This window comes from Umezawaea sp. Da 62-37, assembly GCF_032460545.1.
Classification (GTDB): Bacteria; Actinomycetota; Actinomycetes; order Mycobacteriales; family Pseudonocardiaceae; genus Umezawaea.
This window is the reverse complement of the sequence record NZ_CP135965.1, coordinates 8,500,240-8,512,485: the sequence shown is the minus strand read 5'-3', so window position 1 is coordinate 8,512,485 and position 12,246 is coordinate 8,500,240. Positions and strand designations below refer to the sequence as shown.

Below are 12,246 nucleotides of genomic sequence, written 5' to 3'. Positions count from 1 at the left end.
AGGTAGCCCCAGATGATCACCTCGACGATCATGCGCTCCCTCCTCGCTCACAGGGCGTCGGGTTCCGGTCCGGGAGCGCACCACGCCTTCGGAAGGAACACCCGTGACCGATCTGGTCATCCGCCCGCTCGAAGCGGGCGAGGCACACTTCTTCGAATACTTGCCCGACCCCGGTTCGGTGGGCTTCGCGGCGTTCGGTGACGCCTACGCCCGCGGCGACTACCGCCCGGAGTGGACGTGGATCGCCTTGCGCGACGACGTCGTCGTGGCCCGCGCCGCCTGGTGGGCGGGCCCGGACGATCCGGCCCCGCTGGTCCTGGACTGGTTCGACTTCACCGACTTCGACGCCGCCGTGGCGCTGTTGAAGACCGCCCCGCTGCACGCCGAGTACAACCTCAGGCTGCCGTCGGACTGGAGGGACGACCCGGCGACGAGAGAAGCCGCCGAAAGCAGGATGGCGGCGGCCACCGCGGCGGGACTCACGTTCCTGGTGGAACGCTTCACCTACCGCTGGACCCCGGACAACGGCGTCCCCGACCGCCCCGGCAGGCTCGAGTTCCACCCGGAACCCGACGACGCCAAGATCCTGGACGTCTTCCGCCGCATCCACGTCGACAGCCTCGACGCCCACGTGCGGAAGACGGTCGCCGAATCCGGCCTGGACGCCGCGGCCCAGGAGGACCTGGACTGCCTCCTCTGGATGCCGAGTCCACGGGACTGGTGGCGGCTCGCCTACACGGGGGACGGCGACCTGGTGGGTATCACCGCCCCCTGCCACCACCACACCTCACCGGTCGTCGGCTACATCGGCGTGGTGCCGGAGCAGCGCGGCCACGACTACTCCTACGACCTCCTCGTCGAAGCCACCCACCTGCTGATCGGGCACGGCGCGGAGCAGATCGTGGCGGGCACGGACTGCGGGAACCTGCCGATGGCGGCGACGTTCGCCAAGGTCGGCTACCCGGTCCGGTACATCCGGATCGACATGGTCTGAGAACGCCGATGGGGCCCACCCGGAACATCGGGTGGGCCCCATCGGGGGGAAAAGCTACTTGGGCGGCTGCTCCGCGAGGAACTTCTCGAACTCCGCGCCGAGCTCGTCGGCGCTGGGGATCTCCTCTTCCTCCAGCAGCAGGCTCTGCTCGCCGCGCTCCGAGCCGGTGAACGCGTCGTACTGCCGCTCCAGAGCGGCGACGACCTCGGACACCTCCTCGGACTCGTCGACCTGGCGCTGGAGCTCAGCGCCCGCCCTGCGGGCGGTCTCGCGCAGCACGTCGGACGGCAGCGCGAGGCCGGTGGTCCGGGTGATGGTGTCCAGCAGCACCAGCGCGGCGGCCGGGTGCGTGGACTGGGCGAGGTAGTGCGGCACGTGGGCGGCGAAGCCGATGGCGTCGTGGCCGTGCTCGCCGAGGCGCACCTCGAGCATCGCGGCGACGTTGCCGGGAACCTCGACGCGGCTGAAGAACGGCTGGTGGCCGGTGATCAGCTCGCTGCGGGTCGCGTGGGCGGTGACGCCGAGCGGGCGGGTGTGCGGCAGGCGCATCGGGATGCCGTGGAAGCCGATCGCCGAGCCGACGCCCCAGCGCTCCACCAGTTCCAGCACGGCCGCGACGAAGCCCTCCCAGCGGAAGTCCGGCTCGGGGCCGCTGAGCAGCAGGAACGGGAACCCGGCGGCGTCGTGCACGAGGTGCACGAGCAGTTCGGGCGCGGGCTGCGGCTCGAAGTGGTCCGTCGCGAAGATCATGGCGGGCCTGCGCGAGCGGTAGTCGATCAGCTGGTCGATGTCGAAGCGCGCGACCACGCGGTGCTCGTAGCTGCTGAGGATGTGCTCGACGAGGAGCTTCCCGGCCGCACCGGCGTCCATGAAACCGTCGAAGTGGTGCAGCAGGACGGCTCCGGTCAAGTCCGGTACGTCGGAGTCCACCTCGTACAGGTTTTCCGGATCCAGCGCCACCACAAACCTCCCAGCGAGTCACGGACGTTCCGCAAGTGCCAACAACCCCTGACCGGCTTGCATTCCCCCTATTTTCACACCCGTTCCCCGAAGGGGTACCCCTATTTCCCGAAGACCAGGGTCTTCAGGCGCGGAACGCCGCTCGAATTACTCCGAACGGCCCAGCGCGATCGCGTCTCCGACGACCGCGCCGGACCTCCGGGGTGCCCGTTCTGCCGCGGACCCGTGCCCGTTTCCCGACCGCCGCTACTCGGCGAGCCAGGTGATCTGCCTGATCTTGTTCATCGCGTCGAGCGCGGCGACCTTGTAGGACTCGGCCAGCGTCGGGTAGTTGAAGACGGCGTCCACGAGGTAGTCGACGGTGCCGCCGCAGCCCATGACCGCCTGACCGATGTGGACCAGTTCGGTCGCGCCGGTGCCGAACACGTGCACGCCGAGCAGCGAACGGTCCTCAGCGGACACCAGCAGCTTCAACATGCCGTAGGAGTCGCCGATGATCTGGCCCCTGGCGAGTTCGCGGTAGCGGGAGATGCCGACCTCGAACGGGATCGACGCGGCGGTCAGCTCGTCCTCGGTGCGGCCGATGTAGCTGATCTCCGGGATCGTGTAGATGCCGATCGGCTGGTTCTCGCTCATGGCCCGGACCGGCTCGCCGCACGCGTGGTAGGCCGCGAGGCGCCCCTGCTCCATGGACGTGGCCGCCAGCGCGGGGAACCCGATGACGTCGCCGACCGCGTAGATGTTCGACACGGGGGTGCGGAAGTGCTCGTCGACCGCGATCCGGCCTCGGTTGTCCGCCGCGATGCCCGCCTTCTCCAGGTCGAGCCCCTCGGTCATGCCCTGCCGCCCCGCCGAGTACATCACCGTCTCGGCCGGGATCTTCTTCCCGCTGGCCAGCACCGCGATGGCGCCGCGGGCGTACCGCTCGACCGCGGACACGGTCTCGCCGAACCGGAACGTGACGGACAGGTCGCGCAGCTGGTACTTGAGCGCCTCGACCACTTCCAGGTCGCAGAACTCCAGCATCCGGTCGCGCCGCTCGACGACGGTGACCTTGGTGCCCAGCGCGGCGAACATCGAGGCGTACTCGATGCCGATGACACCGGCGCCGACCACGATCATCGACTGCGGGATGTGCTCCAGGTGCTGGATGCCGTCCGAGTCGATGATCGTCTTGTCGTCGAAGTCCACCGTGTCCGGTCGCGACGGTCGCGTGCCGGTGGCGATGACGATCTTGTCCGCGGTCACCTTGTGCAGCTGCTCGGTGCCGTCGACGACCTCGACGGTGTGGTCGTCGAGGAACCTGCCGAGTCCCGGCAGCAGAGCGATCCGGTTGCGGGACAGCTGGTTGCGGATGACGTCGATCTCGCGCCCCACGACGTGCTGGGTGCGCGCCGACAGGTCCGCGATGGTGATGTCGTGCTTCACGCGGTAGCTCTGGCCGTACATCTCCCGCTGGTTGAGGCCGGTGAGGTACAGCACCGCCTCGCGGAGCGTCTTGGACGGGATGGTGCCGGTGTTGATGCACACCCCGCCGATCATGTCGCGGCGCTCGACCACCGCCGCCTTCTTGCCGAGTTTGGCGGCGGCGATGGCCGCCTTCTGCCCGCCGGGACCGGAACCGAGGACCAGCACGTCGAAGTCGTACATGGCGATCAGTCTGCCTCAGGGATCGCCGAATAGGGCGCGGTCACGCCGACTGGTCACCGAACTGGTCCGGCAGCGCTACGCGCAGTTCGTGCCTGCCCGAGAGGCCCAGCTTCCGGTAGACCCCCGACAGGTGGAACTCGATCGTGCGGCGGGTGAGGAACAGCCGTTCGGAGATCTGCTTGTTGCTGTACCCGGACCGGGCCAGCCAGGCGATCTTCGCCTCCTGGCGGGTCAGGTCGTGCCCGGCCCGCACGATCTGGGCCAGGTCCTCCCGTGCGCGCAGCAGCTCCGCGCCGGCGGTGGACAGCGACAGCAGGTCGACCGACTCCCCCAGCAGCTCGACGGCCTCCTCGCCGTCGCGGGTGGAGGCGACCGCGTGCAGCGCGACCCCGACCGCGCGGGAGGTGCCCCAGCCGCGGGCCTCGATCAGCTCCTGCTCGGCCAGCACCTTCGCCAGCTCGCGCCGCCGGTCGCCCAGCGCGGCCAGCGCCGCGCGCGACCGCCACGGGATGACCGCGGGGTTGCGGACGCCCGCGTCGACCAGCCGCCGTCCGCACTCCAGGTAGTCCTCGACACCGGGTCGGCGGCGCCCGGCGGCCACGTGCAGCGCGCCGCGGGCGGCCAGCAGGTACGGCGCCTCCGGACCCTCGGGCACCTCGCCGTCGAACCCGTGCTCGCGCAGCAGGGCGGCGGCCGAGTCGTACTGCTCCAGGCCCACCTCCGCGGCGACCAGTTCGGCCAGCGCGAGGTGCCTGGTGCGCAACGAGAGCGCGCGCTCGTCCAGAACGGACCGCGCCAGGTCTCGGGCCACCAGCGGCTGGCCCTTGGCGTGCGCGATCCGGGCGCGCAGCAGGCCGAGCACCGCGTGCTGCCGGGTGCGCTCCTCCACCCGCAGGCAGAGTTCCAGCGCGAAACCCGGTTCGTCGGCGTAGAGCAGGATGGACACCGCGTGCCACAGGTCCGCGTACGCCTCGCAGGAAACGGCCTTCTCCACCGCCTGGCCGCGTTCGGTGCCGCGGCAGGCGGCCAGGTAGGCCGACCGCACCGACCGGAACCCGTTGTCCACAGTGGACCGGGTGAGTGTGTCTGCCATCGGTCGACTCCCCGTGCACATGCTGATGCTCGCTCGGGTGACAACCTTGGCAGGGCGGCGATGAGAAAACCGTGAGCGAGTGATCAAGCCACGACTTCGGGCAGCGCCAGCTCGATCGTCGTGCCGCCGAGCGGCGAGTCCACCACCTTCGCCGAGCCGCGGTGCAGGTCCGCCACCCAGCGCACGATGGCCAGCCCGATGCCGGTCCCGGTGGTGCTGCCGGTGACCCACTGGTCGAACACCCGGTCCCGGTCGGCGAGGTCGATGCCGGGGCCGCGGTCGGACACCGTGACCGTGCCGCCGGAGACCCGGACCTCGACCCGGACCCGGCCGTCCTCCTGGGCGCCGTGCTTCACCGCGTTGTCGACCAGGTTCCGCAGCGCCTGCGACAGCAGCACCGGGTCGCCCTCCACGATGGTGGGGTGCAGGTCGACGTCGACCGTGCGGCCGTCGTCGAGCTGTTCGCCGACGACCTCCTCCACGAGCTGGTCGAGCCGCAGCGGCAACCACTCCATCTGCCGGGTGCCGTTGCGCACGCGGGCCCGCGCCAGCAGTCCGGTGACCAGCTGCGCCATCCGGTCGACCAGGCCCACGACCTGGACCGCCGACGCGCTCGCCCGCGCCGGGTCGTTCGCGCCCGCCTCGGCGATCAGCCGCAGCGTCGCCAGCGGGGTGCGCAGCTCGTGCGCGGCCTCGGCCAGGAACCGCTCCTCCTGCTCCAGTGCGCGCACGGCGGGCCGGGTGCCGATGTAGGACAGCATGTGGCCCGCGCCCGCGGCGAGGACCAGCATCGCGAGGCAGCCCCAGAACGTCCACATCACGTACTCGCGGTGCTCGGCGACGCCGGGCGCCGGGTCACCCGCCACGACGACGTACGCGGCGACCTGGTTCGTGGTGTTCCAGACCGGCGCGGCGGCCAGCCGCAGAGCGGCCCCGCCGGGCATCACGCCGTCGCCGAGGACCGTGTACTGGAGGTCGCGGACCTGCTCGACCAGCGCCAGCTCGCTCTTCTCCTCGGACTTCGCGTTGTCGACCTCGCGGGCGTAGCGCGACACCCACGCGCCGTCGTCGCGCACCCAGACGTGCAGCAGCGTGGTGCGGCTGACCAGGGCGTCCACGTCGAGGGGTTCCAGGTGCAGGTTGCCGTCGCCGTCGTAGTAGACGACCCGCGACAGACCGGCCACCTGGCGGTCCAGCTCGATGTCGAGGGCCTGCGCGCGGGAACGCTCGTCGTTGACCAGGGCGATCGTGGCGAGGGTGCCGATGCAGATCGCGGTGGTGGCGGTGAACAGGACCGTCATCACCCAGCGCACCCGGCGCAAGCGCTTCGCCGTGGTGCTCCGCCAGGCCGTGGTCACCCGATCTCGTCAATCACGAAACCGACCCCTCGCGACGTGGCGATCAACGGCGGGGGCCCCAGCTTGCGGCGCAACTGGACGACGACGGCGTCCACCACGTTCGACATCGGTTCGGCCATCGCGTCCCAGCAGTGCTCGATGAGTTCGGATCGCGAGACTACCTGGCCGCGACGGGCGCAGAGCAGCTCCAGCACGGCCAACTCCTTCGCGGTGAGGCTCAGCATCACCCCGGCGCGGGTCACCCTGCGGCGCGCGGCGTCGACCTCGAGGTCGGCGATCTTGATCAGCGACGGCCTCGGCTGCTCGGCGCGGCGGCAGAGGGCGCCGACCCTGGCGACCAGCTCGGCCATGGCGAAGGGCTTGCCGAGGTAATCGTCGGCGCCGTTGTCGAAGCCCGCGACGCGCTCGGCGATGCCGTCCATGGCGGTGAGCATCAGCACCGGGACGCGGGACCTGCGCGCCCGCCAGCGGCTGAGCAGATCGAGCCCGTCGCCGTCGGGGAGACCGCGGTCGAGCAGCACGCAGTCGTAGGTGTTGGCGGTGAGGCTCTCCTCCGCCGACGAGAGGTCGGTGACCCAGTCGACGGCGAATCCGGCCTGCCGAAGACCCGACACAACCTCATGGCCCAGTTCAGCGTCGTCCTCGACGGCCAGTACACGCACAACCGAGAGACTAGTGCGCCGGGGAAAACCTGTGGTGGATCCGTAGAGACGAGTCTTGTTCGCGGCGTTGAAACTCGGGATCCGCGCGGACGGCCTGGTGGGGTCGTTTTTGCGCCTGGACGCCGCCCGTAGACCTCCTCCTGAGTGGGGAGGGAATCCCCTGCCGCCGGCGTCCGACCGATCATGACCGGTCGGACGCCGGCTTCCTGCTTGGGTGCTCGGGTTGTGGCTTGGGTTGAGGCTTGGGTTGGGTGCTCGAGAGCGAAGCCCGGCCCCCGTGCGCGCAATTGTCTCAATGCTTGATCTTGTTTGTCAAGACGGGAAAGATGTCTTGACAAACAAGATCAAGCAGGAGGGCGCTGTGGATCGGGGGCAGGGGGTGGATCTGGCTTCGCCAGCATCGGGCTGCGCCCGACAGGACATCGGCTGCGCCCGACAGGACATCGGCTGCGCCCGACAGGACATCGGCTGCGCCCGACAGGGCATCCTCGCTGCGCGTCGGACAAGGCATCCTCGCTGCGCATTGGACCAGGCATTCTCGCTGCGCGTCGGATCAGGCGTCCTCGCTGGCGTCGGGGAAGTTGCTGGTCAGCGGGTGTTGACGAAGTCCTCGATGAGGCGGGCCCAGGCGCCTGCGCTTTCCAGCGCTGGGGCGTGGCCGGAGTTCAGTTCTGCCCATTTGGCGCCGGGGATGCCGTCGGCCAGGGCCCTGGTCAGGGTCGGGGCGATGAGCTGGTCCTGCTTGGTGCCGATGACGAGGGTGGGGACCGCGACCTTCGGGAGGTCGTCGGTGATGTCGGTGGTCAGGACGAGGTCGACCTGTTCGAGCAGGCCGGCGGGGGTGGTGAGGGCGACGAGTTCGATGAAGCCCTCGCGCTGTTCGTGGCTCATGCGGGCGAGGTAGGCGCTGCCGAGCATGACCGAGGTGACGTAGCGGGCCAGCACGGTGCGGTCGCCTTCGGCGAGGGTGCGCCAGCGCTGGACTCGGGCGCGGGTGGTGTCGTCCAGGGCGGCGAAGCCGGACGTGAGGACGAGGCCCGTGACGCGGTCGGGGTGGCGGGTGGCGGCGCGGACGGCGGTGGCGCAGCCGAGTGAGTAGCCGACGACGGTGAACCGCTCGGCGCCCTCCTGCACCGCCGTGGCTACCAGTCGGTCCGCGAGGTCGTCGAGGTCGAGGGGGGAGGTGTCGCGGCGGGTCGCGCCGGAGCCCGGCAGGTCGGCGCCGATGACCGTGAAGGAACGGGACAGCGGCGCGAGCAGCGGGCCGAAGTTGGCCTGGACGGTGCCGCCCGCCCCGTGCGCGAGGACCACGGCGGGTCCGGAGCCGCGGACCGTCGCGGCCAGCCGAGCCGTGGACATGTCGACCTGGGTCATCGGTGGGCCCCTTTCGTTGAGCCGAAGCTATCAGTCAAGTCCGCGCATGATGGTGGGTTCGAGGCTTTCACCTTCGGCGGTCCACCATTCGCGAGGAGGAATGCAGAACCTCTCGACGACGTCCTCGTGAGAAGTATTCGCGACGGCCACCTCGGTGGTTGTGTGTTCCATGGCGACTCCTGTTGCTATCGCGCGGATCGACATACTCGACAGGCGCTTCAGGTTCAATCACCGTAACGACGGAATGTGACGCAGAACAACCCCTAGGAGTCCCCTACGGCCCGAAAGGGCAACAAAAGGGTCTGGGGTATCCACTGCTCCGTTCAGCCGAGACACTGGGTGGCGGACGGGAAACGAACGCTCTACTCCCCCACCTGCGGAGGCACAACCCGCAAACCCCGGACAGGCCCTCCATCCACACATGGGCCCACCCCTCAGTCCGTCGAAGTGATGACGACAATCGCTTGAAACGGCGTTACGTTACGAACGGTCCGGATCTTCGCGCAGTCGCACACCGGCATTCCGGAACAGCGCGGACGTGATCTCCGACATCGCGGACGGAGGCGATGCAATCGTGCAGTCGCACACCACCGGTGAAAGCCGGAACAGCTCAGGCGGAGTGGCGGACCACGAAGGTCGGCGCGAACACCACGGAACTCACCGGCCTGTTGGGACGGTCGACGTGGTCGAGCAGCAGCCGCACCATTTCGGCCGCCATGTCCTCCACGGGCTGCCTCACCGTGGTCAGGGTCGGATCGCAGACGAGGGCGGAACTGCTGTCGTCGAAACCGACGACGGCGACATCCTCCGGCACGCGGCGGCCCGCCCTGCGCAGCACCGGCAGGGCGCCGTGCGCCATCAGGTCGGACGCGACGAACAGGCCGTCGAGGTCCGGGTGCTCGGCGAGCAGGCGCTCGACGGCGCGCGCGCCGGACTCGGAGCTGAAGTCGCCCTCGGCGAAGGGCACGTCGTGGTGGCCGAACTCGGCCATGGCGGCGCGGAAGCCGTCCAGGCGGTCGATGCCCGCGGGGGCGTCGAGCGGGCCGGAGATCGTCGCGATCCGGCGTCTGCCGAGCCCGACGAGGTGCTCGGCGGCGAGTCGGGCGCCCGCGGCCTGGTCGACGTCGACGTGGCTGATCCGCAGGTTGCCCATGGGTCTGCCGGACAGCACGACGGGCAGCCGCATGTTCGCGAGCATGGAGGGCAGCGGGTCGCCGCGGTGCGTGTGGATCAGTATCGCGCCGTCGAGCCTGCCCTGCCGCAGGTCCGCGACCAGGTGCTCGTAGGTGGACGACCCGGCCAGCGTCACGACGAGGTGCACGCCGATCGGCTGGACGACGCCCATGACGCCCTCCACGACCCGGCCGAAGAACGGGTCGCCGAAGATGCGGCCCTCGTTCGGCAGCACCAGGGCGACCGAACCCGCCCTGCGGGTCACCAGCGACCGCGCCGCCAGGTTCGGCCGGTAGCCGGTCGCGTCGATGGCCTGCTGCACCGTCTCGCGCAGCTCGCTGTCGACCGTCGGCACGCGGTTGACCACGCGGGAAACCGTTGCACGCGAAACACCGGCCACCCTCGCGACTTCTTCGAGGGTCACGGCCTTTGTCGCAGGAGCGATCAGTTCACCCGGCATGAACACATTTATACCTTGCCCGCGTGCGGTGACCGTGGGATTTCCACCGGATGGACCGGCGGGTAGTCGACTTTTAGGGCCGCGACCAGCGGTTCCGCAACCGACTGCTTATGAATGTGTTCACCCGGTAAACGCCGTGCAAAACCCGCCAACACGGGCATGAATTGGCCCACCACAGTAGGAGGACGACCTTGTTCGCGAAGTGGGGTTCACTTGCGTACCACCGCCGTTGGGTGGTGATGATCGCCACCTTGGTGCTGACCGTGATGGGCGGAATGTGGGGACTCGGGGTATTCGACCGGCTCAGTGAGGGTGGTTTCGGCGACCCCACGAGCGAGGCCGTGCGGGCCAACAAGGTCATCGAGGACACCTTCGGCCGCCAGGGCGGCGACGTCGTCGTGATGTACACGGCGCCGACCGGCAGCACGATCGACTCGCCCGAGCTGAAGGCGAGGATCGAGAAGCAGCTCTCCGGCCTGCCCTCGGACGCGGTCAAGACCGTCGCGTCCTACTGGAACATCCCCCAGCCCAACCCGTTCGGCAGCGCCGACAAGTCGAAGGCGCTGGTGGCGATCACGCTGCAGGCCTCCGACTCCAACACCCAGCTCAAGGACTACGCGCGCTTCTCCGACCAGCTCGTGGTCGACGGCGTGGAAACCCAGCTGGCGGGCCAGATCCCGGTCCAGAAGACGATCAGCGAGATGTCCGGCGCCGACCTGGTCCGCGCCGAGGCCGTGTCGATGCCGATCGTGCTGATCCTGCTGGTGATCATCTTCGGCGGGGTGGTCGCGGCCTCGCTGCCGGTGCTCGTCGGCGGTCTGGCGATCATGGGCTCGCTCGCCCTGCTGCACGCCGTCTCGCTGGGCACCGAGGTGAACTCGTTCGCCATCAACGTGGCGACGCTGCTCGGCCTCGGCATGGCCATCGACTACGGCCTGTTCATAGTCGGCCGGTTCCGGGAAGAACTCGCCGCGGGCCGCACGACCGAGCAGGCCGTGCGGCGCACCGTCGGCTCCGCCGGCCGCACCGTCGTCTTCTCCGCGACCCTGCTCGTGATCGCGCTCGCGGGCCTGCTGCTGTTCCCGCAGAGCTTCCTCAAGTCGCTGGGCTACGGCGGCATGTCCGCCGTAGCGGTCGCCGCGTTCGTCTCGCTGACCCTGCTGCCTGCACTGCTCGGCATCCTCGGCCACCGCGTCGACAAGCTGGCGATGCCGTGGCGCAAGCGCATGGCCAAGTCCGAGGGCGGCGCCGTCTGGGCCAAGCTGGGCAAGAAGGTCATGAAGCGCCCGGCCCTGATCGCCATCCCGATCGTCGCCGTGCTGCTCGCGCTGGGCGCGCCGTTCCTCGGCGTGAAGTTCGGCGAGGTCACCGAGAAGGTCCTGCCCGCGGGCAACGAGGCCCGCGTGGCCGTGGAGACCCTCAACAAGGACTTCCCCGCCATCGCCAAGACCGGCCTCGACATCGTGGTGAAGGGCAACACCAGCCAGGAGGCCGTGCAGCGCTACGCCGAGCGCGTGGCCGCGGTCCCCGGCATCGACACCGCCGCGCTCGCGCAGGAACCGAAGGACAACGTCTGGCTGCTCTCGGCCACGCTGGAGGGCGACCCGCTCAGCGACGCCTCCAAGCAGGCCATGCTGGACGTCCGCGAGGTCACCCCGCCCCTCGGCGCCGGTGAGACGCTCGTGGGCGGGTCCACGGCCGTGAACGTCGACAGCCTCGACGCCATCAGCTCCCGGCTGCCGTGGATGGCGCTGCTGTTCATCGCCGCCACGTTCATCCTGATGTTCCTGGCGTTCGGCTCGGTCCTGCTGCCGATCAAGGCCATCGTCATGAGCGCCCTGAGCCTCTCGGCCACGTTCGGCGTCCTCACGTGGATCTTCTACGACGGCCACCTGGCGTCGCTGCTCGGCGTCACGCCGTCGCCGCTGGACTCCGGCATCGTGGTGTTGATGGTCGCGATGATCCTGGGCCTGTCGACGGACTACGAGGTGTTCCTGCTCTCCAGGATGGTGGAGGCCCGCAACAGGGGCGCGAGCAACGAGGAGGCGGTCACCATCGGCCTCGCCAAGACCGGCAGGGTCATCACCGCGGCCGCTATCCTGCTCATCCTGGTCACCGGCGCCTTCGCGTTCTCCCAGGTCGCCATGATGCGCTTCGTCGGCGTCGGCATGATCCTGGCGCTGGCGCTCGACGCGACCATCGTGCGGATGATCCTGGTGCCCGCGGTCCTCAAGCTGCTCGGCAACGCCGCCTGGTGGGCTCCGGGACCGCTGCGGCGGATCCAGGAGAAGCTCGCCATCCACGAGGGCGGCGACGTGGAGGACGAGGACGACCACAAGGACGACAGGGACGACAACGACCGCCCGGCCCAGTGGCAGCGGTTCCCGCAGCCCGTGGGCTGAGTCCGGAGTGGTGGGCGGGAGTTCCCGGCGGGATGCCGGGGCCTCCCGCTTCCGCGTGCGTCCGGTCGTGGCGGGTTCGGCGCCCCTGTGCAGGAATCGCCTCCTCGACGGGCCGCTACT

The 12,246-nt window shown here is 69.7% G+C and carries 10 protein-coding genes; 2 read left to right on the top strand and 8 right to left on the bottom strand.

All coding sequences use genetic code 11. From position 1 onward, the window contains the following. Window positions 1-103 precede the first annotated feature (103 nt). Entirely contained in the window at window positions 104-994 is an 891-nt protein-coding gene (locus tag RM788_RS38830; protein WP_315924577.1) for a GNAT family N-acetyltransferase, read from the top strand. A gap of 54 nt (window positions 995-1,048) precedes the next feature. Here RM788_RS38830 and RM788_RS38825 read toward each other — a convergent pair whose 3' ends face one another. The 8 genes from RM788_RS38825 to RM788_RS38790 form a co-directional block, all read right to left on the bottom strand. Further along, window positions 1,049-1,954: a proteasome assembly chaperone family protein gene (locus tag RM788_RS38825; protein WP_315924575.1), complete on the bottom strand. Its 906-nt coding sequence runs from the start codon at window positions 1,952-1,954 to the stop codon at window positions 1,049-1,051. Window positions 1,955-2,200: 246 nt separating this feature from the next. After that, window positions 2,201-3,604: a Si-specific NAD(P)(+) transhydrogenase gene (gene sthA, locus RM788_RS38820; protein ID WP_315924573.1), complete on the bottom strand. Its 1,404-nt coding sequence runs from the start codon at window positions 3,602-3,604 to the stop codon at window positions 2,201-2,203. 40 nt (window positions 3,605-3,644) lie between these two features. Continuing rightward, window positions 3,645-4,697, bottom strand: a complete 1,053-nt coding sequence (locus RM788_RS38815; RefSeq protein WP_315924571.1) for a response regulator transcription factor — start codon at window positions 4,695-4,697, stop codon at window positions 3,645-3,647. Window positions 4,698-4,780: 83 nt separating this feature from the next. After that, a complete protein-coding gene (locus RM788_RS38810; RefSeq protein ID WP_315924569.1) occupies window positions 4,781-6,055 on the bottom strand; it encodes a sensor histidine kinase in 1,275 nt (424 codons plus the stop codon). Then, entirely contained in the window at window positions 6,052-6,717 is a 666-nt protein-coding gene (locus RM788_RS38805) for a response regulator transcription factor (RefSeq protein WP_315924567.1), read from the bottom strand. Before RM788_RS38805 ends, RM788_RS38810 begins: the two co-directional genes overlap by 4 nt. Before the next feature lie 588 nt (window positions 6,718-7,305). Beyond that, entirely contained in the window at window positions 7,306-8,091 is a 786-nt protein-coding gene (locus RM788_RS38800; RefSeq protein ID WP_315924565.1) for an alpha/beta fold hydrolase, read from the bottom strand. A gap of 30 nt (window positions 8,092-8,121) precedes the next feature. Then, a complete protein-coding gene (locus tag RM788_RS38795) occupies window positions 8,122-8,262 on the bottom strand; it encodes a hypothetical protein (protein WP_315924563.1) in 141 nt (46 codons plus the stop codon). Window positions 8,263-8,701: 439 nt separating this feature from the next. Then, the gene (locus RM788_RS38790) at window positions 8,702-9,724 is read right to left on the bottom strand and encodes a LacI family DNA-binding transcriptional regulator (protein ID WP_315924561.1); all 1,023 of its coding nucleotides are present in this window, start codon (window positions 9,722-9,724) and stop codon (window positions 8,702-8,704) included. Window positions 9,725-9,963: 239 nt separating this feature from the next. Here RM788_RS38790 and RM788_RS38785 point away from each other — a divergent pair, with 239 nt between their 5' ends. Further along, window positions 9,964-12,126 carry an MMPL family transporter gene (locus RM788_RS38785; RefSeq protein WP_315924559.1) on the top strand — a complete coding sequence of 721 codons (2,163 nt, stop codon included), beginning with the start codon at window positions 9,964-9,966 and terminating at the stop codon, window positions 12,124-12,126. Window positions 12,127-12,246: the final 120 nt, after the last annotated feature.